At 60.7% G+C, this 20,402-nt stretch carries 16 protein-coding genes and 1 pseudogene; 13 read left to right on the top strand and 4 right to left on the bottom strand.

What is annotated here, in order from left to right:
• Window positions 1-71 precede the first annotated feature (71 nt).
• The 10 genes and pseudogenes from PAF20_RS10560 (at window position 72) to PAF20_RS10515 (ending at window position 12,772) form a co-directional block, all read left to right on the top strand.
• Window positions 72-1,262, top strand: a complete 1,191-nt coding sequence (locus tag PAF20_RS10560) for an acetyl-CoA C-acyltransferase (protein WP_271070612.1) — start codon at window positions 72-74, stop codon at window positions 1,260-1,262.
• A gap of 5 nt (window positions 1,263-1,267) precedes the next feature.
• Window positions 1,268-3,364 (top strand): 3-hydroxyacyl-CoA dehydrogenase NAD-binding domain-containing protein, encoded by a 2,097-nt coding sequence (locus PAF20_RS10555; protein WP_271070611.1) that lies wholly within the window; start codon window positions 1,268-1,270, stop codon window positions 3,362-3,364.
• Window positions 3,365-3,368: 4 nt separating this feature from the next.
• Window positions 3,369-4,553, top strand: a complete 1,185-nt coding sequence (locus tag PAF20_RS10550) for an acyl-CoA dehydrogenase family protein (protein WP_271070610.1) — start codon at window positions 3,369-3,371, stop codon at window positions 4,551-4,553.
• A 5-nt stretch (window positions 4,554-4,558) separates the two neighbouring features.
• Window positions 4,559-5,644, top strand: coding sequence for an acyl-CoA dehydrogenase family protein (locus PAF20_RS10545; protein ID WP_271070609.1), 1,086 nt, complete (start codon window positions 4,559-4,561; stop codon window positions 5,642-5,644).
• The gene (locus PAF20_RS10540) at window positions 5,622-6,077 is read left to right on the top strand and encodes a PaaI family thioesterase (RefSeq protein WP_271070608.1); all 456 of its coding nucleotides are present in this window, start codon (window positions 5,622-5,624) and stop codon (window positions 6,075-6,077) included. Before PAF20_RS10545 ends, PAF20_RS10540 begins: the two co-directional genes overlap by 23 nt.
• Window positions 6,074-7,894 carry an oxepin-CoA hydrolase, alternative type gene (locus tag PAF20_RS10535; protein WP_271070607.1) on the top strand — a complete coding sequence of 607 codons (1,821 nt, stop codon included), beginning with the start codon at window positions 6,074-6,076 and terminating at the stop codon, window positions 7,892-7,894. The genes PAF20_RS10540 and PAF20_RS10535 overlap by 4 nt, the downstream gene beginning before the upstream one ends.
• 13 nt (window positions 7,895-7,907) lie before the next feature.
• On the top strand, window positions 7,908-8,666 hold the full coding sequence (locus PAF20_RS10530; RefSeq protein ID WP_271070606.1) for an electron transfer flavoprotein subunit beta/FixA family protein: 759 nt from the start codon (window positions 7,908-7,910) through the stop codon (window positions 8,664-8,666).
• On the top strand, window positions 8,666-9,592 hold the full coding sequence (locus PAF20_RS10525) for an electron transfer flavoprotein subunit alpha/FixB family protein (RefSeq protein ID WP_271070605.1): 927 nt from the start codon (window positions 8,666-8,668) through the stop codon (window positions 9,590-9,592). Before PAF20_RS10530 ends, PAF20_RS10525 begins: the two co-directional genes overlap by 1 nt.
• Window positions 9,593-9,680: 88 nt before the next feature.
• Window positions 9,681-11,331 (top strand): annotated as a pseudogene (locus PAF20_RS10520) (electron transfer flavoprotein-ubiquinone oxidoreductase).
• 442 nt (window positions 11,332-11,773) lie between these two features.
• The gene (locus PAF20_RS10515; RefSeq protein ID WP_271070604.1) at window positions 11,774-12,772 is read left to right on the top strand and encodes a hypothetical protein; all 999 of its coding nucleotides are present in this window, start codon (window positions 11,774-11,776) and stop codon (window positions 12,770-12,772) included.
• A 296-nt stretch (window positions 12,773-13,068) separates the two neighbouring features.
• Here PAF20_RS10515 and PAF20_RS10510 read toward each other — a convergent pair whose 3' ends face one another.
• From PAF20_RS10510 to gloB, 4 genes are all read right to left on the bottom strand, one after another.
• Window positions 13,069-13,203, bottom strand: coding sequence for a hypothetical protein (locus PAF20_RS10510; RefSeq protein WP_271070603.1), 135 nt, complete (start codon window positions 13,201-13,203; stop codon window positions 13,069-13,071).
• Between the two features lie 73 nt (window positions 13,204-13,276).
• Window positions 13,277-13,699, bottom strand: a complete 423-nt coding sequence (locus PAF20_RS10505) for an ATP-binding cassette domain-containing protein (protein WP_271073307.1) — start codon at window positions 13,697-13,699, stop codon at window positions 13,277-13,279.
• A gap of 148 nt (window positions 13,700-13,847) precedes the next feature.
• Window positions 13,848-16,169, bottom strand: coding sequence for an ATP-dependent Clp protease ATP-binding subunit ClpA (clpA, locus tag PAF20_RS10500; protein WP_271070602.1), 2,322 nt, complete (start codon window positions 16,167-16,169; stop codon window positions 13,848-13,850).
• Between the two features lie 190 nt (window positions 16,170-16,359).
• Window positions 16,360-17,103, bottom strand: a complete 744-nt coding sequence (gene gloB / locus PAF20_RS10495; protein ID WP_271070601.1) for a hydroxyacylglutathione hydrolase — start codon at window positions 17,101-17,103, stop codon at window positions 16,360-16,362.
• A 62-nt stretch (window positions 17,104-17,165) separates the two neighbouring features.
• On the opposite strand from gloB, the gene PAF20_RS10490 reads away from it, so the two are divergent.
• The 3 genes from PAF20_RS10490 to atpA all read left to right on the top strand — a co-directional run bounded on the left by PAF20_RS10490 (window position 17,166) and on the right by atpA (window position 20,395).
• A complete protein-coding gene (locus tag PAF20_RS10490; RefSeq protein WP_271070600.1) occupies window positions 17,166-17,969 on the top strand; it encodes a class I SAM-dependent methyltransferase in 804 nt (267 codons plus the stop codon).
• A gap of 324 nt (window positions 17,970-18,293) precedes the next feature.
• Window positions 18,294-18,860: a F0F1 ATP synthase subunit delta gene (locus PAF20_RS10485; protein ID WP_271070599.1), complete on the top strand. Its 567-nt coding sequence runs from the start codon at window positions 18,294-18,296 to the stop codon at window positions 18,858-18,860.
• Window positions 18,860-20,395 carry a F0F1 ATP synthase subunit alpha gene (gene atpA / locus PAF20_RS10480; RefSeq protein ID WP_271070598.1) on the top strand — a complete coding sequence of 512 codons (1,536 nt, stop codon included), beginning with the start codon at window positions 18,860-18,862 and terminating at the stop codon, window positions 20,393-20,395. The genes PAF20_RS10485 and atpA overlap by 1 nt, the downstream gene beginning before the upstream one ends.
• The last annotated feature ends 7 nt before the right edge of the window (window positions 20,396-20,402 follow it).

Below are 20,402 nucleotides of genomic sequence, written 5' to 3'. Positions count from 1 at the left end.
CCCCCGAAAATTCGGAAGTCAGGACGGATCAGGGCTGCAAAGCCGCCGTCGCAAATGGAAGGAATGTAAAGATGCTTAACGGATATATCTATGACGGCCTTCGCAGCCCCTTCGGTCGCCATGCCGGTGCGCTTTCGGGTATCCGCCCCGATGATCTGGCGGCACAGGTTGTGCGTGCACTTGTTCAGCGCTCGGACCTGCCGGTCGAACGGATCGAAGACGTGATCATGGGCAATGTCTGCCAATCGGGCGAGGACAGCCGCAATGTCGCGCGTTTCATAGGTCTGCTGAGTGGCATTAATGTCGAGGCCGGTGGTTTGACCGTGAACCGCCTTTGCGGCTCTGGCATGGCGGCGGCGCTTGATGCCGCGCGTTCGATCACGGTGGGTGAGGCCGATCTGTATCTGGCTGGTGGTACCGAAAGCATGACGCGGGCGCCCTTCGTAGTGGCAAAATCGCCCTCTGCCTGGGATCGCCAGCCCGTCATCTACGATTCTACCATCGGCACCCGCTTCCCGAACAAGACCATCGCGGCGGAGTTCGGCGATTACGCCATGCCGCAGACGGCGGACAATCTGGCCGCGGATTACGACATCAGCCGCGAGGAATGCGACGCCTATGCCTATCGCAGCCAGCAGCGCTATGAGGCCGCACGGGCCGCCGGCTTCTTCAAGGATGAAATTCAGCCGATCGAGATCGCCGGCCGCAAGGGTAAGGTGACGGTGGTCGACGCCGATGAACATCCGCGCCCTGATACCACGCTGGAGAAAATGGCGTCGCTGCGGTCGCTTTATGAAGGTGGCGTTGTGACGGCGGCTAATGCTTCGGGCGTGAATGACGGTGCAGGGGCCCTGCTGATCGGCTCGAAAGATCTGGGGCCGAAGCCGCGCGGGCGTATCGTTTCGGGCGCGATTGCCGGAGTGCCGCCGCGGATCATGGGGATCGGGCCGGGCTTTGCCGTGCCGAAAGCATTGGAACGCGCCGGTCTGACCATGAAGGACATGGACCTGATCGAGATCAACGAAGCTTTTGCCAGCCAGGTTCTGGGCTGCTGCAAACAGCTGGAGCTTGATCCCGATGACAGCCGTCTGAATCCGAATGGCGGCGCGATTGCCGTTGGGCACCCGCTGGGGGCCTCTGGCGCGCGGATCATCCTGACAGCGCTGCGCTATCTGGAACAGACCGGCGGGCGCTATGCCAGCCTTTCTATGTGCGTTGGTGTCGGTCAGGGCATCGCGATGGTTATCGAGCGGGTGGAGTAACGATGATGGATAAATCCGTAACCGAGACTGCGCCGCTGCGCGTTGAAGTTGAAGGCGATGTCGGCCTGATCGTGCTTGCAAGCCCCCCGGTCAACGCCCTTGGTCAGGCCGTTCGGCAGGGTCTGCTGGACGCCCTTGCGCAATTGAACGCGGATGTCGCCGTAAAGGTCATCGCGATCTATGGCGAAGGCAAGATGCTGTCGGCTGGCGCAGATATAAGAGAGTTCGGCCAGACCCCTCAGTCGCCGAGCCTGCCGGACGTGCTGAACGCCATCGAAAACAGCGATAAGCCCGTAGCCGCTGTCATTCATGGCGTAGCCATGGGCGGCGGTCTGGAACTGGCGCTGTCAGCACATGCTCGCGTTGGACTGCCGGGTGCACGGGTTGGCCTTCCCGAAGTCACTTTGGGTCTCCTGCCCGGCGCGGGTGGCACGCAGCGACTGCCGCGTTTGGCCCCATTGGAAAGCGTGATAGAAATCATAACCTCGGGCCGTCAGGTTCCGGTGCGCGAGGCGATTTCTCTGGGTATCATAGACGGGCTTGACTATGACACGCCGCGTGGTGCTGCGCTGACGCTTGCACATGAAATTCTGTCTGGTGAAATTCAGACTCGGCGCACAGGGCATATCGCTTTCACCCCCGATCAGGCTGTTTTGGTGGCAGCAAAGGCGAAGCTGGCCACCAAGCGCTCCGCGCTGCCCGCGCCGCTGAAATGCGTTGATGCGATTGCCGCTTCTGCCCTGCCGATTGAGGAAGGGATGAAGGTCGAACGCGCTCTGTTTCTGGAACTGATGGAAAGCCCCGAGCGGCAGGGTCTGATCCATGCGTTTCAGGCCGAACGCGCCGTAAAGCGCATCCCCGAATCCGCGGCCGAACCGCGTCCGCTGGCCAGTGCCGGCGTCATCGGCGGCGGCACGATGGGTGTGGGTATCGCCACCGCGCTGCTTCAGTCTGGCTTTACCGTTACCCTGATTGAGATGACGCAGGAAGGCGCGGACAAAGCCCGTGAGCGTATCGAAGGTAACCTTGCAGGTGCGGTGAAGCGCGGCAAGATGACCGCTGCCGCGCGGGATGAGAAACTTACGCAACTGACGGCTGCGGTAGGGCTGGACCATCTGGCCGATGTCGATGTGGTGATCGAGGCCGTGTTCGAGGATATGAAGGTCAAGACGCAGATCTTCCGCGACCTCGACCGGATCTGCAAGCCCGGCACGGTTCTTGGGACCAACACGTCATATCTGGATGTGAACGAAATCGCCGCCGCGACCTCTCGTCCGCAAGATGTGATCGGCCTGCACTTCTTCTCGCCCGCGCATATCATGCGGCTGCTGGAAGTGGTGGTGGCGGAAAAGACCGCGCCTGATGTCGTGGCAACCGCCTTTGCGATGGCAGCAAGGATGAAAAAGGTCGCCGTCCGTTCGGGCGTCTGTGATGGCTTCATCGGCAACCGCATTCTGGCGCATTACCGCAAGGTCGCGGACTACATGCTGCTCGACGGCGCGTCCTTCGAACAGATCGACAGCGCTCTGGAAGATTTCGGTTTTGCGATGGGTCCCTTTGCGGTGGGCGATCTGGCCGGTCAGGATATCGGATGGGCGACGCGCAAGCGCAAGGCGCCGACGCGGCCTGCGGAAGAGCGGTATAGCCGGGTTTCTGACCTGATCTGCGAAGAAGGCTGTTTCGGGCGCAAGACAGGCAAAGGTTATTACTTGTATGACAATCCGAAGTCACGCGTGCCTAATCCCGGGGCAGAGGCAATCGTGACTTCGGAACGCGAGGCGGAAGGACGTGTCTCCCGTTCCTTCACCGATGACGAAATCATTGATCGCTACATGGCAGCGATGATTTCCGAGGCCGCCCGCGTGGTCGAAGAGGGGATCGCATTGCGTCCTGTTGACGTCGATGCTGTCTTCCTCTTCGGCTACGGTTTCCCGCGCCATCTGGGCGGTCCGCTGAACTATGCGGACCGGATTGGTGCTGCCGCCCTCGTCGAACGGATCGAGGGCTATGCGAAGGAAGACCCCTATTACTGGCAGGTACCGGATTTGCTGCGCGAACTGGCGCAGTCGGGCCGCAGCTTTGCCGATCTCAACAAGGAGTAAGCGGATGGATCTTGAATTTACCGAAGAGGAACTGGCCTTCCGTGACGAGGTGCGCAGCTTCCTGAAAGCGAAACTGCCTGCTGATGTGGCGCAGGCTGTGGCCTATGGAAAAGAGCTGGAAAAGGAACAGATCCTTCGCTGGCAGGCGATCCTGAACGAAAAAGGATGGGTCGCGACCACGTGGCCCAAGGAATATGGCGGTCCCGGCTGGACGGCAGTGGAACGGCACATCTTCTCGGAAGAATGCGCCCTGAACAATGCGCCGCGCATGCCGCCCTTTGGCCTCAACATGCTGGGCCCGGTGCTGATCAAATTCGGCAGCGAACAGCAGAAGGCAGAGATTCTGCCGCGCATCATCGACGGCACCGACTGGTGGTGTCAGGGCTATTCCGAACCCGGCGCGGGCTCGGATCTGGCCAGCCTGAAAACCAAAGCCGTGCGCGACGGTGATGATTACATCGTCAATGGTCAGAAGACCTGGACCACGCTGGGCCAGCACGCGAACAAGATTTTCTGCCTTGTGCGCACCGATAGTGAGGTGAAACCACAGGCTGGCATCAGCTTCCTGTTGGTTGATCTGGACACGCCCGGCGTTGAAATGCGCCCGATCCGCCTGCTTGACGGCGGATATGAGGTGAATGAGGTTTTCTTCACCGATGCGCGCGTTCCGGTCGCCAATCTGGTGGGAGAGGAAAATCAGGGCTGGACCATCGCCAAATATCTGCTGACCCATGAGCGCACGAATATTGCGGGCATCGGCTTTTCGACAAAAGATCTTGAACGCTTCCATGAACTGGCCGGCGAGGTCATCCGCGACGGACGCCTCATTGCCGACAACCCGGCCTATGCCGCCCGCGCCGCGGAACTGGAGGCCGATCTGGAGGCGCTGCGGATCACCAATCTGCGGATGCTCGCCAAGACCAAGGATGGTGCGGCGGGCGGTGTCGAAAGCTCACTTCTCAAGCTGAAGGGCACCCAGATCCGGCAGGAGTTGCAGGATCTCTACCGCTCGGCGCTTGGACCCGAGGCAGCGCCGGTTGCGGACGATCTGTCTGAAAACGAGCTGACGATCCCGCCGGAATCCGCGCGTGCTGCACCGGTCTATTTCAACCATCGCAAGCTGTCGATCTTCGGCGGTGCCAACGAAATCCAACGCAACATCGTTGCCAAAGAACTGTTCAGGGGGTGATCGCCATGGACTTCAATCTTTCCGAAGACCACCAGATGCTGTCAGACACGCTGCGGCGTTTTCTGGCAGATAATTACGAGATCGAGACACGCAACGAAGCCGCTTACACCGCGCCCTATCATTCTCCTGAGATGTGGGAATCTCTGGCCGGGCTGGGAACGGTCGGCGCTTTCATCACCGAGGAAACGGGCGGTTTCGGCGGCACGGCGGAAGATGTCTCGGTCGTGTTCGAAGAAATGGGCCGGGCCCTTTCGGCAGAGCCGATGCTCGGCGCATTGATGGGCCTGCGTCTGCTTGCCGATTTCGGGCAGGATAAGATCGTCGAAGCGATCGTCGGCGGCGAGGCACGTTGCGCGCTTGCGGTCTATGAACCGCGCGTCGCCTTTGATCTCGACCATATCGAGGCCACGGCCCGCCAGGACGGCGATCAATGGAAGCTGCAGGGGCGCAAATCCGCGATCTATGGCGCACCGGGCGCTGATCATGTGCTGGTCGTAGCCCGCACCGATCAGGGCCTGGGCGTGTTTCTGACCACCACGCCGCCGCTCATCTCTGCGGCTATGATCGATGGTGGCGGCATCGCCGATCTGGTGATGGACGATCTGGCGGCGGAATGCCTGTCGGCCGATGCGCGGACCCAGATAGAGGACGCGCTTGATCTGGGCCGCATCGCCCTTTGCGCCGAGGCAGTGGGCGCGGCTTCGCATCTGATCGACCTGACCGTCGACTACATGAAGCAGCGCCAGCAATTCGGTCGCAGCATTTCCAGCTTTCAGGCACTGCAGCACCGCGTCGTCGATATGCTCGTCGATCTGGAACAGGCACGCTCTATCACAATTGCCGCTGTTGCCGCCTTCGGGACGCCGGATCAGGCGCGCAAGGTCTCTATGGCGAAGAACCTGATCGGTCGCGCCGGGCGTCATATCTCGGAAGAGGCAATCCAGTTGCATGGCGGTATCGGCATGACCTGGGAATATCCCGGTGCGCATTATGCCAAGCGACTGGTCATGATCGATCACCAGCTTGGCGACCGCACCGACCACCTTCAGCGCATCATCCTTCCGACAGATGAGGCGTCTGATGGTCAATAGCGGGCAGGGAAACGGCTCGCACCGCGAAACCCATGCCGAAAGCGCGATCCCGATGGATCAGTCGGGCGTGCGAGACCTCGTAGGCTATCGGTCCTACCTGCCCGACAACGTCCGCGGTGCGTGCTCTCTGGGCGTCGGCCCGCAGCACCTGAACCGCATTGGCATGCTGCATGGGGGCATCGTCTCCATGCTGCTGGACAATTGCTGCGGCATCGCGGTGCGCAATTCCGTTGGCGACATTGATGCGGCAGTGGTGACCGTGTCGATGGCCGTAAACTTCATCGACAGCGCCAATGAGGGGTTGGTAACCGCGACCGGCTATGTGACCGGAGGGGGGCGCTCGATGAAATTCGCCGAGGGGGAGTTGCGTGATGCGTCCGGCAGGCTGCTTGCAACCTGTAACGCTACATTCAAGGTGTTCATAAAGCGATGAATGACGCAGCGATCCAACTTCAACCGCAACACGCGGTGCTCAGCGAGTGCGTTGGTCCGACATTGGTCCTGACGCTCAACACACCAAAAAAGCGCAATGCGCTGAGCCCCGGCACCTATAGCGGTCTGCTGCGCGGTCTGGACCACGCGATTGCGACGCCTGAAATTGCAAATATCGTGATTCAGGGTGCGAACGGTTTCTTTTGCGCGGGCGGCGATCTGGACGCGCTTGCGACGCGCGCGGCCCTGCCAGAGGCCGAACGGGCAGAGCGGATCGAACAGCTGCATGATCTGGTGCGCCGCATCCGCCGCTGCCCAAAGCCCGTTATCGCAGCGGTCGAGGGCGGCGCCGCTGGTGCAGGGACCTCGATAGCGCTTGCCGCCGATCTGATCGTGGCGACGCATCAAAGCTATCTGTCCATGTCCTATGTGAAGGTCGGGCTGGTGCCGGATGGCGGCGGTACGGCATCCCTGCTGCGCAATCTCTCACCTCAGCTTGCAACCGAGATCGCGCTTCTGGGTGAAAAATATCCGGCCCGTCGTCTGGCGCATCTGGGCGTGATAAACCGGCTTGTCGCTCATGGTCAGGCACTGGATGTTGCTTTGGATCTGGCGTCAAAGCTGGCCCGCGGCGCGCAAGGTGCGCAGTCCTCGATCCTTGCTTTGCTGGACACAGCGGATGAGGGGCCGTTTGACGATCAACTGGATCGTGAAAAATACGCAATGGCAAAGGCTCTTGGCAGCGCCGATGCAGCGGAAGGGATTGCAGCGTTTCAACAGCGCCGCGTGCCGGCCTTTCCGAAGCAACCTAAGATGGCCGATCAGCGCAGGCCGACCGTGGAAACCAGCATCACCCGCCTTTTCGGCACTGAACTGCCCATTGTTGCTGGCGGGCTGATGTGGCTGGCCAATGCCGATTACGTCGCCGCCGCCGCGCGTGCCGGGATCATAGGCTTCATCACCGCCGCCAGTTTCCCCGAGCCCGATACCCTGCGCGCCGAGATACGCCGCTGCCGCGAGCTGGCAGGTGCCCGGCCCTTCGGCGTGAATATCTCGATGCTGCCGAAACTGATCGAGGGTGATCGCACCGCCGACATCTTTCGACTCGTCGCCGAAGAAGGCGTGCGCTTCATCGAAACTGCAGGCCGCAGCCCCGAGGCATATCTTCCCATCGCACGCGATGCAGGCATCAAGGTGCTGCACAAATCGGCCAGCCTGCGCCACGCGGTGAAGGCGCAGGAGATCGGCGTCGACGCGGTCAGCATCGTGGGCGCGGAATGCGGCGGACATCCCGGTCTCGACATGATCGGCAGTTTCGTGAATGCGGGCATGGCCGATACCCGGCTGAGCATCCCCTGGCTGATCGGTGGCGGCGTCGGCAATGGCGCCCAGATTGCCGCAATCCTCGCCATGGGCGGCAGCGGTGCGGTGATCGGTACCCGTTTTCTCGTGGCCGATGAGATCTGGGCGCATGACGGCTATAAACAGGCACTGATAGCAGCCACCGAAAACGATACCGCGCTCGGGATGCACACGATCCGCAACACGATCCGCGCATTGGCGAATGACACGATGGCAGATCTGCGCGATCTGGAAACCGCCCGCCCCGATGCCGGTCTGGACGCGTTGATGCCGCTGATCAGCGGCAAGATCGGCCGGGCCGCTTATGAAAGCGGCGATGTCAGCCGTGGCGTCCTGTCGGCGGGCCAAAGTCTTGGCATGACCAACCGAACAGCGCCGCTGGCCGAGATCGTGGGCCAGTTGAGAACAGAGATGATAGAGGCGCTGAACCGCGCCGCCAGCTATCGCGTCATTTAGAAGGAGGAAGCCGATGAAGGTTCTCGTGCCGGTAAAACGGGTGATTGACTATAACGTCAAGGCGAAGGTGAAGTCTGACGGTTCTGGGGTTGATCTTGCGAATGTTAAGATGTCGATGAACCCCTTTGACGAGATTGCCGTGGAAGAGGCGATCCGTCTGAAGGAGGCGGGCAAGGCCGAAGAGGTGGTGGTGGTTTCGATCGGCGTGAAGCAGGCGGCGGAAACGATCCGCACGGCGCTCGCCATGGGCGCGGACCGGGGCATTCTGGTCGTCGCCGCCGATGATGTGCATACCGATATCGAGCCTCTGGCCGTGGCCAAGATCCTGAAAGCCGTGATTGACGAAGAACAGCCCGGGCTGGTCATCGCCGGCAAGCAGGCCATCGACAATGACATGAACGCCACAGGTCAGATGCTGGCGGCATTGCTGGGCTGGGGCCAGGCGACATTCGCCAGCAAGGTGGAAATCGAAGGCGAGGCCGCGAAGGTCACCCGCGAAGTCGATGGCGGTCTGCAGACCATCGAGGTCAAGCTTCCGGCCATCGTCACCGCCGATCTGCGCCTGAATGAGCCGCGCTATGCCTCGCTGCCCAACATCATGAAGGCGAAGAAGAAGCCGCTGGAGGAAAAGACCGCCGGTGATTACGGCGTCGACGTCAGCCCACGCCTCGAAATCACCAACACCGCCGAGCCAGAGGGCCGCAAGGCGGGGATCATCGTCGGCGATGTCGACGAGCTTGTGTCGAAACTGAAAGAAGCGGGGGTTGTGTGATGGCTGTTCTGCTGCTTGCTGAAGTCACCAATGGGGAACTGAACGCGGATGCCACCGCCAAGGCGGTCAACGCGCTCAAGGATCTGGGCGATGTGACGGTGCTCTGCGCCGGGTCCTCGGCCAAAGCCGCCGCCGGGGAGGCCGCGAAGATCGACGGCGTCGCCAAGGTGCTGGTCGCCGAGGATGATCTTTACGGTCACCGCCTGGCGGAACCCACCGCCGCGCTGCTGGTCGAACTGGCCGGCGATTACGACCACATCGCCGCACCGGCGACGACGGATGCCAAGAACATCATGCCGCGCGTGGCGGCTTTGCTGGATGTGATGGTGATCTCGGACGTGTCCGAGGTGGTGGATGCCGACACGTTCAAGCGCCCGGTCTATGCCGGCAATGCCATCCAGACGGTGAAGTCGAAAGACGCCAAGAAGGTGCTGACCGTGCGCACCGCCAGCTTCGATGCGGCGGGGATGGGCGGCTCGGCTTCGGTCGAAGATCAGGCCAACGGGTCTGACCCGGCACTGTCCAGCTGGGTCTCCGATGAGGTTGCCGAAAGCGACCGGCCGGAACTGACCTCGGCCGGGCGCGTCGTCTCCGGCGGTCGCGGCGTGGGCTCGGAAGAAAACTTCGAACTGATCGAAAAGCTCGCCGACAAGCTTGGCGCCGCCGTCGGTGCCTCCCGCGCAGCCGTGGATTCGGGCTATGCCCCCAATGACTGGCAGGTCGGCCAGACCGGCAAGATCGTGGCACCGGAACTTTACGTGGCCATCGGCATCTCCGGCGCGATCCAGCACCTTGCCGGGATGAAGGATTCCAAGATCATCGTCGCCATCAACAAGGACGAAGAAGCCCCGATCTTCCAGGTCGCCGATTATGGCCTCGTCGGAGACCTCTTCCAGATCGTCCCGGAATTCACCGAAAAACTCTGAGCTTCTTCTTCATCTAAATACCCAGAAAGGGGCGTTGCCTGAGAAATCGCCCCTTTTCCGACCTGAACCGATAGCAAGGAGTCGCAGCATGACCCAAGCCGCCCCCGACCGTGAGTCGATGGATTTTGACGTTGTTATTGTTGGCGGCGGTCCTGCGGGCTTGTCTGCGGCGATCCGGCTGAAGCAGATTGATGCTGATCTGAATGTCGTTGTGCTGGAGAAGGGTTCCGAGATCGGGGCGCATATCCTTTCGGGGGCGGTTCTGGATGTCTCCGGCCTCGATGCGCTGATCCCGGATTGGCAGGACAAAGGTGCGCCGGTCAGCCAGGAGGTGACGCAGGATAATTTCTATATCCTGGGCGAGCAGGGCCAGATGCGGGTGCCGAACTGGCCGATGCCGCCTCTGATGAGCAATCATGGCAAGTATATCGTCTCGATGGGCAATGTGACCCGCTGGATGGCCGAGCAGGCCGAAGCGATGGGGGTCGAGGTGTTTCCGGGCATGGCCTGTTCGGCGCTTGTCATGGATGGCGATCGGGTGGCGGGCGTCATCGCGGGCGAGATGGGTCTGAATGCCGACGGCACGCCGGGGCCGCAATACGAACCGGGGATGGAGCTGCGCGGCAAATATGTGATGCTGGCCGAAGGGGTGCGGGGATCTCTGTCGAAAGAGGTGATCGCGAAATACAACCTCTCTGACGGGCATGATCCCCAGAAATTCGGCCTCGGCATGAAAGAGATCTGGGAGGTCGATCCGGCCAAGTTCAAAGCCGGGACCGTGACCCATACGATGGGCTGGCCGCTTGGCAGGAATGCCGGTGGCGGCAGCTTCATCTATCATTTCGAGAACAATCAGGTGCTGGTCGGCTTCGTCGTGCATCTGAACTATGCCAACCCCTATCTGTACCCTTATGGAGTTCCAGCGTTTCAAGCATCACCCGATGGTGGCCGAACTGCTGGAGGGCGGAAAGCGCGTGGCTTATGGCGCGCGGGCCATCACCGAAGGCGGCTGGCAGTCGATCCCGAAGCTGACCTTCCCCGGCGGTGTCCTGCTGGGTTGTTCGGCCGGGCTGGTCAATGTGCCGCGCATCAAGGGCAACCATAATGCGATGCTGTCAGGCATTGCGGCGGCCAATGCGGTGGCGGCGGCGATTGCGGATGGCCGCGAGGGCGATGAGCTGACCGCTTACGAAGATGACCTGCGCTCTGGCCCGATTGCCAAAGACCTGAAGCCGGTGCGCAACGTCAAGCCGATCTGGTCACGCATGGGGCTGTGGGCCAGCCTCGCGCTTGGCGGCTTCGATATGTGGGTGGCGAACCTGACCGGCTGGAACCCGCTGGGGACGTGGAAGCATGGTAAGACGGATGCTGCTGCGACCGGCAAGGCTGCGGATCACAAGCAGATCGACTATCCCAGGCCCGACGGCAAGCTGTCCTTCGACCGGCTGACCAATGTCAGCTTCAGCTTCACCAACCATGAAGAAGACCAGCCCTGCCATCTGAAGCTGAAGGATCCCTCGATCCCGATCAGCGTCAACCTGCCGCAATATGCCGAGCCCGCGCAGCGCTACTGCCCGGCCGGCGTCTATGAGGTGATCGAAGAGGGCGGCGATGCCCGCTTCCAGATCAACTTCCAGAACTGCGTCCACTGCAAGACCTGCGACATCAAGGACCCCAGCCAGAACATCAACTGGACAACACCGCAAGGCGCAGACGGGCCCAATTACCCGAATATGTGAGTGCAGAGGGTTGATCACTTTGGACCGCCAGTCCGAGGCAGTTGTGAGGCAGTGGTGCCGCTGGGCCAGTGTCCTGGTCATTATACTAATTGCTGTTGGTGCGGCCTGGGAATTGTTTGAGGGAGATTCAGCGGCAGGGCTGCTAGGCATCGCGGCTTTCATGCTTTTTGTCATCCTGCAGTGGCGAAGACTGGCTGTCAGCGCAAAAATACTTGCCCAAATGACCTTCTGTCTTGGCCTTTCATTTCTGGTCTGCGGCTTCATGTCCGTGGCAGAGTTGCGTCACACGCTGGATCGAGGCCTTTATCTGGCATTCTTCGTGATCTCACTGGGAATGATTCAGGAAGCAGCTGGCACATCTCCATTCATTCACCGATGCGGCGCGCTGCTGTTGCGGCAGCCTCCGGGACGTCGCTACATGGTTCTGACATCGGGAGGCGCCATGCTGGGCGTGCTGCTCAGCCTTGGCGCGGTCGGGCTTTTGGGCGGGATGATCGCGCGTGGCGTCGAGAGGACACGAGCGCTGTCAGGCGATACTGTCGCGATGATCCGGACGAGACGCATGACATTGGCGTCTTTGCGTGGTGTCGTGTCCGTGCCGCTTTGGTCGCCGACGTCGATTTCAATGCCGCTGGTAATCACAGGACTGCCGAGCCTGAGTTGGTGGCAGATTTTTCCATCCGGTGCGAGCGTCGCAATAAGCCTTCTATTGATAGGCTGGTTAACTGATCGGTTAAGCTATGCACGCGTGCCGCACCGGGTTGACGACGTTGTAACCGGAGGCGCCGCACTGATGGCCAGACTAGCGTTGGCAATCGCATTTCTGCCGCTTGCCGGAGGAATGTTTGGTCGCGCGATCGGGATAAGCATGATCAGTGCGATCCTTCTGCTGGCACCGGCCGTCGCGATTGTCTGGCTGGGCATTCAGGCACGCGGTGAAGGCAAATCTGCGCCTCTGATCGCAGGTCCCCGTCGCTTTCTGCACAGAACGCTGCCGCAAATCGTCGAAATGCGCTCTGAGCTCGTCATATTTGGAATGTCTGGGGCATTGGGTGCACTGATTCTGCCAATGATCGACGTTGACGCCCTCGTCGGCTGGATCGAGCGCTTCGGGCTTGGTGCTGGATGGTTGCTCTTCCTTGGATACCTGTTCATCGTGGTCACATCCATTCTCGGATTGAATGCGATCGTATCGGTTACCCTGTTTGTGGGCGTGGCGTCACAGTTGTCCGACTTTGGTCTGAGGCCTTTAGCGATTGCGCTGACGGCGCTTTATTCGTGGTCGGTGGCAGCCGGAATCTCGCCCCTGTCGGTATCGGTACGGCTTGCTTCCGGCGCGGTTGGTCAGTCGCCTTCCACGGTCGGTTTTGAATGGAACGGACGATATTCCCTGGTCGTTACGGCTGTTGCAGGTCTGCTTTGTGCCGTTTTGGGGAGATAGCCTTTCGCGGACCAATTCAGGCGCCGAAGCTGAGAAGAAATGCGCTGAACAAAAGAACTGTGTCACCTTGCCGCTAACTTAGCCGATGACGGAACAGCCTTGCCGCCGAAGGAAGAGTGGCTGCAGCCACAGCCAGCAGCGGGACGAGGTCGAATGAAACATCGCGCAGCGTCGCGCCCTCCAGATACACGGGGCGGACGGCAACAGGCCCACGACCAGATTGCTGCCATCGCGCAGCATCTGGTGGGTTTCCTTGCGCGTCAACGCGATCAGTCGCGATGTGAAGCCCGATCCGCTCATGCCGCCGTCGGCTGTGCCTTGCTGGCGGCGCGATGTTGTTCGACCACAGCGATGAAGGCGTCGTTCATCGTTTGCCCGGCGCTGTCACCAGCGCGGTCGCGAACTTCCTTCGGGGTGCCAATGATCAGCATTTCGCCCGCATCCTGGTTGGCAATGCGGTCGCAAAATTCGGCCTCTCCATGAAATGAGTTGTGATGATGATGGTCACGCCGGTCTGGGCAAGTGCAGTGATCGTGCGTCAGAAGTCCCGACGCGCCAGCGGGTCGATGCTGCATTCTCGCGGATTGACAGGTTACCATAAAGAGCGAATGTCTGAGCGACATAGCCGATCCGACCGCGGGCCTGCGCGCGGGCAGTGCGCAGATCGCGGCCCGCGACCTCCAGATGCCCGCTGGTGCAAGGCAGCAACCCGCATAACATGCGGAACCTGGTTGTCTTGCCCGCGCCATTCGGCCCCAGAAGCCCGAAAATCTCACCCCGCGCGACGTCGAAAGACGTACTGGCGACGGCGGTGAAGTCCCCAAATTTCCGCACCAGATCGCGTACGACGATCACCGGTTTGTCGTCCCTGGAAGCCTGTGCGTGAAAAGGGGGTGTGCGCCAGATCGTGCGCACGAAGGACAGCATGAACACCAAATTGTACGCGGTTGCTGAGGACTCAACAGCCAATTGTTCGGTGAAACGGGACGGATTAGGAGTCCATCTCAAGGACATGGAAAAGGGCGCGGTAACGCGCCCTTTTTTATGAGGATTTTCGCGATGCTTGGCAGTCGCTTCAGTCTGCAGTAAGCAGCGGCGGTCTGGACTTTCCGCCGATGCGCGGGGCTTCTGGTCCCTGAATGTCGAAGACCGGCTTGTCATCCTCGATCCGCACCTTGACCACGCCACCTTTCTGCAGGCGACCGAACAGGAGTTCTTCGGCCAATGGTTTCTTGATGGTTTCCTGAATGACGCGGCCAAGAGGGCGCGCGCCCATCTTGTCGTCATAACCACGCTCGGCCAGCCAGTTCGCTGCATCGTCCGTCAGTTCGATATGGACGTTGCGGTCGATCAATTGGGCCTCAAGCTGAAGCACGAATTTCTCGACCACCTGCACGATGACCTCGCGTGACAGCGGCGCGAAGCTGATCACAGCGTCCAGACGGTTGCGGAATTCGGGCGTGAAGGTCCGCTCGATCGCCTCGGTATCCTCACCCTCGCGACGGTCACGACCGAAGCCGATGGCGGCCTTGGCCAGATCGGAGGCACCCGCATTCGAAGTCATGATCAGTACGACATTGCGGAAATCCACCGTCCGGCCATTGTGATCGGTCAGCTTACCGTGATCCATGACCTGCAACAGAATGTTGTAAACATCCGGATGCGCCTTTTCGATCTCGTCCAGCAGCAGCACGCAATGCGGATGTTGGTCGACGCCGTCGGTCAGCAATCCGCCCTGGTCGAAGCCGACATAGCCCGGAGGTGCGCCGATCAGGCGGCTGACGGCGTGCTTCTCCATATATTCGGACATGTCGAAACGCAGGAGTTCCACGCCGAGCGTATCTGCGAGCTGTTTCGCCACCTCGGTCTTGCCGACGCCAGTCGGGCCCGCGAACAGGTAATTCCCAATGGGCTTTTCCGGTTCGCGCAGACCCGCGCGGGCCAGTTTGATGGCAGATGAAAGCGCGTCGATGGCCGCATCCTGACCGAAGACCACGCGTTTCAGCGTCGTATCCAGATCGCGCAGGATCTCGGCATCGTCCTTGGAGACATTCTTCGGCGGAATGCGGGCGATTTTTGCCACCACCGCCTCGATCTCCTTGGGGGAAATCGTCTTGCGCCGTTTGCTTTCGGTAACGAGATGCTGTGCCGCACCTGCCTCGTCGATCACGTCGATGGCGGAATCCGGCAGTTTGCGATCGTTAATATAGCGACTGGCGAGTTCCACGGCCGTTTTGATCGCGTCATTCGTATAGCGCAGTTCGTGATGGGCTTCGAAATGCGGTTTCAGACCCATCAGGATCTTGATTGAATCCGGCACCGAAGGCTCGTTCACGTCGATCTTCTGGAAGCGGCGCGACAGCGCACGGTCCTTTTCGAAATGCTGGCGGAACTCTTTATAGGTGGTGGATCCCATGCAGCGCAGCTTGCCGCCCGCAAGTGCAGGCTTCAGCAGGTTCGATGCATCCATCGCCCCGCCAGAGGTGGCACCGGCGCCGATCACGGTATGGATTTCGTCGATGAACAGGATGGCATCGTCATGGCTCTCCAGCTCCTTGACGACGGCTTTCAGCCGTTCTTCGAAGTCACCGCGATAACGGGTGCCAGCCAGTAGTGCGCCCATGTCGAGCGAGAAGATCGTCGCACCTGCCAACACATCGGGGGTCTGTCCCTCGACGATTTTCTTGGCCAGCCCTTCGGCGATGGCGGTTTTGCCCACGCCGGGATCACCCACCAGCAGCGGGTTGTTCTTGCGCCGGCGGCAGAGAACCTGAATGCAACGCTCCACCTCCAGTTCACGACCGATCAGGGGATCGACATCGCCGTCGATGGCCTTTGCGTTCAGATCGACGCAATATTTCTGAAGCGCGGTTTCTTCCTTCTGGCCCTGCGGCGCGCCCTGTTCTTCCTGTTCAGGCTCGGACCCCGTCACTGGCCGGGCTTCGTTGAAATCCGGGTTCTTGGCGACGCCATGCGCGATGAAGTTCACCGCATCGTAGCGTGTCATTTCCAGTTCCTGCAGGAAATAGGCGGCATGGCTTTCGCGTTCGGCGAAAATCGCGACGAGCACATTGGCCCCGGTCACTTCTGCCCGGCCAGAGGATTGGACATGGATGGCCGCGCGTTGGATCACCCGCTGGAAAGCAGCGGTCGGCACAGCTTCCGAGCCGTCGACATCGGTGATCAGCGTCGACAGGTCGTCGTCGATGAAATCGTTCAGGTTTTGCTTCAACTCCGCCAGATCGACATTGCAGGCGCGCATGACACGCACGGCGTCGGGTTCATCGGTCAGGGCGAGAAGAAGGTGTTCAAGGGTCGCAAGCTCGTGCCGGCGTTCATTGGCAAGCGCGAGCGCTGCGTGGATGGCCTGTTCCAGCGAGGTCGAAAAAGAGGGCACTTGCGTCTCCTGTCAGTCTGTCCGGCGGTTTGGACCGGAAGGGCCCACCTGCACAGACTGTCATCATCATATTAAGGATTGGTGGATTTCGCTGCGTTGCAAGTCAATTCTGCGGTGGCGCAATGAAATCATCCGTGAGTGATGTTTATTTGGGCGTGCCTCCTTCTGGTTTCAAGGCTGCAATCATTGGTCAAAACCTGTCCTTCATGGAGCGGAGCTTCGCGAATGCCTCGGCTGGGTTTGCCGCCCCGACGCTGTCTGCCAATGCGGCGGCGCGAAGAAAGGGATTGGTTGCGCGTTCTTCCGCAAGCGTGGCGGGCGCACATTGCTGCTCGGCGGCGGCGACAGCATCGAGACGTTTCCGCAAGGCGGTGTTATTCTCATCCACGCTCAGTGCAAATGCACCGTTAGAGGTGCAATAATCGTGACCTGAACAGATCAGCGTTTCAGGCGGCAGCGCGTTCAGCCGTTGCAGGCTGTCCCACATCATGGCGGCATCGCCTTCGAACAGCCGACCGCACCCGATCGCCATCAGACTATCTGCGGTGAAGGCCGCGCCAGCCTCTGCCACATAGAAGGCAACATGCCCGACCGTGTGCCCCGAGACGTCGATCACCTGCGCCTCAAGCCCTGCGGCATCGGTCGTATCGCCCGGAGACACAGCCACATCCAGATCGGGCAGGCGATGCTGGTCAGCTTTCGCACCGATCACCTTCGCGCCGGTTTTGTCCACAAGCTCCTTCACGCCATCTATATGGTCATTATGGTGATGCGTCAGAAGTATCTGGTCCAGCGACCATCCCCGTTCTGAAAGCTCTGCAAGGATGGGTGTCGCTTCCGGCGCGTCGATCAGCGCGGTCTTGCGGTTGGCCCGCAGAAGATAGGCATAGTTGTCCTGCAGGCAGCGGATGGTAACGATCTCTGTCTCCGACATTGCAACCTCATGGCGTTTTCGGTCAGTCTGGACCCACAAGACAGTCTCTGCAACCCGGACCCATGCATCACGACGTTATCGACCTGCGCCGATTCTATTATTCCCGCGCATTGGGTAGGGTGGCGCAGCGCATCCTGCGCGATCGTCTCGTGATGAACTGGCCGGTCGACAAAGCTAGCGGAATGACCGTCGCGGGTTATGGTTTCGCCGTTCCGCTGCTGCGACCGTATCTGGCCCGCGCGAGGCGGGTCACCGGCTTGATGCCCGGCCCGCAGGGGGTAATGGCCTGGCCTTCAGGACTGGCCAATCACTCTGTGCTTTGCGATGAAACCGCATGGCCGCTGGAAACGGGCAGTGTCGACCGGCTGGTCATGCTGCACGGGTTGGAGACATCGGACCACCCTGCAGCATTGCTGACCGAGGCATGGCGCGTTCTTGGACCTGGCGGGCGAATGATCGTCATGGTTCCGAACCGCGCCGGGCTGTGGGCGCGCACTGACAACACGCCCTTTGGCTTCGGACGCAGCTATACGGCAGGCCAGCTGGAACGGCAGGCAGAGGCGGCCGGATTCGTCGCGGAACGGGCAGGGGCCGCCATTTACATCCCGCCTTCGGACCGCCGCTTCTGGTTGCGCGGCGCGATCTGGTGGGAAAAAACCGGGGGGCGCATTGCCTCTATGCTCGTCGCAGGCGTGATCTGGGCCGAGTTCTCAAAGCAGGTTCACGCGCCGACGGACCGGGGCAGCCGCGTCACGGTGCCCAGCCCACTGGACGTGTTGGGCGGAATCGCTCGGCCACGACCGGGCAGAGGTCCGGTGGTCGATGGAATCGGGCACAGAAGCAGGCATGACAACGTTGTGGACTAGAATCAGTGACGCATTGCGGCATTCTGTCGCCGCATTGCAGCAAGGGCTTTCAGCGACGGCTCTGATTCCACAGCAGCGCAGTATTTTCCTGTATCTGTGGCGGCAGTTTGCGGCCTCTGCACGCGGGCTGACACGCACCGGTCCGCCGATGGCGTAAAAAGCGTGTCATATTGGGCTTCAAGGCGGTTGCGGGTCGAGAAAACAATTGCTAGAGACGCCCCCGAGATAACGGGCAGGTGAAGACCGGCCCTCAGGACACGCTGCCCCGCGACCGACCGCCCGCCAAGGACGGCCAGCCGGCGGGGTTACGCGCAAACCGGAAGGATGACCGTGGCCAATTCCGCTTCGATTTCCGCCTCGATCGCCGGGCGTTACGCTCAGGCCCTTTTCGATATCGTCAAGGAATCCGGGGGGATCGACGAACTTTCCAGCCAAATCGCCGATCTCGGTGCGACGCTGGATGATAGCAAAGACCTGCGCGACCTTATTTCGTCGCCGGTATATACCCGCCAGCAACAGCAGGACGGCATTGCCGCCATCGCCAAGAAAATGGGCTTAGGTGCCCCGCTGGCAAATACGCTGGCCCTGATGGGACAGAATCGCCGTCTTTTCGCCCTGCCGCAATTACTGACTCGTCTTGAGAAGCTGATCGCGGATGAACGCGGCGAAGTGACCGCAGATGTCGTTTCGGCGGTTGCGCTGAACGATGAACAGAAAAAGCGTCTGACCGCAACGCTGGCCGAGAAATCGGGCAAAAAGGTCAAACTGAATACACGCGTCGATGAGACCCTCATCGGCGGTATGATTGTCAAGCTGGGCTCGCAGATGATCGACAGTTCGATCAAATCCAAGCTCGCTTCCCTTCAGAATGCTATGAAAGAGGTCGGGTAATGGGAATCCAGGCTGCCGAAATTTCGGCGATCCTCAAGGATCAGATCAAGAACTTCGGTCAGGATGCCGAAGTGGCCGAGGTGGGCCAGGTGCTGTCTGTAGGCGACGGGATTGCCCGTATCTACGGCCTCGACAAGGTGCAGGCTGGTGAGATGGTGGAATTCCCCGGCGGTATCCGCGGGATGGTTCTGAACCTTGAAACCGACAATGTCGGTGTCGTGATCTTCGGCGACGACCGCGACATCAAGGAAGGCGACACCGTCAAGCGGACCGGCGCCATCGTGGAAGTGCCGGTCGGCAAGGGCCTGCTGGGCCGCGTCGTCGACGCGCTCGGCAACCCGATTGACGGCAAGGGCCCGCTGCAGGACGTGACGCAGGCGATTGCCGATGTGAAAGCGCCGGGCATCATGCCGCGGAAATCCGTGCATGAGCCGATGGCGACCGGCCTGAAAGCCGTCGACGCCATGATCCCGGTCGGCCGCGGTCAGCGCGAACTGATCATCGGTGACCGTCAGACCGGCAAGACCGCGGTGGCTCTGGACACGATCCTGAACCAGAAGAACTATAATGGCCGTGAAGATGACGGCATGAAGTCGCTTTACTGCATCTATGTTGCTGTCGGCCAGAAGCGCTCGACCGTGGCGCAGCTGGTGCAGAAGCTGGAAGAAACCGGCGCGATGGAATATTCCATCGTGGTTGCTGCAACCGCTTCGGATCCCGCGCCGATGCAGTATCTGGCCCCTTACTCGGCCACCGCAATGGGCGAATACTTCCGCGACAATGGCATGGACGCGCTGATGGTCTATGACGACCTGTCGAAGCAGGCTGTTGCTTACCGTCAGATGTCGCTGCTGCTGCGTCGTCCACCGGGACGTGAAGCCTATCCGGGCGACGTGTTCTACCTGCACTCGCGCCTGCTGGAGCGTTCGGCAAAGCTGAACGAAAACTATGGCGGCGGTTCGCTGACCGCGCTGCCGATCATCGAAACCCAGGCAGGCGACGTGTCGGCCTATATCCCGACCAACGTGATCTCGATCACCGACGGCCAGATCTTCCTGGAAACCGATCTGTTCTTCCAGGGTATCCGCCCGGCTGTGAACACCGGTCTGTCGGTTAGCCGCGTGGGTTCCTCGGCCCAGACCAAGGCGATGAAATCCGTCGCCGGTCCGGTCAAGCTGGAACTGGCGCAGTATCGCGAAATGGCGGCCTTTGCGCAGTTCGGTTCGGACCTTGATGCCGCGACGCAGAAGCTGCTGAACCGTGGTGCCCGCCTGACAGAGCTGATGAAGCAGCCGCAATACCAGCCGCTGACCAACGCTGAAATCGTGATCGTCATCTATGCCGGCACCAAAGGCTATATCGATGAAGTTCCGGTCCGCGAGGTCGTCGCCTGGGAACAGGGGCTGATCCAGTTCCTGCGCAACCAGAAGCAGGATCTTCTTGACGATATCACCACGAATGACCGCAAGGTCTCGGGCGATCTGGAAGATGCGATCAAGGCTGCTCTGGACGCTTACAACAAAACCCGCGCCTGAGAGGAGG

It is taken from the genome of Paracoccus albus (genome assembly GCF_027913035.1).
In the GTDB taxonomy this organism is placed as follows: domain Bacteria; phylum Pseudomonadota; class Alphaproteobacteria; order Rhodobacterales; family Rhodobacteraceae; genus Paracoccus; species Paracoccus albus.
Note: the sequence above shows the minus strand (reverse complement) of the source record. Positions and strands in the feature narration are given on the sequence as shown.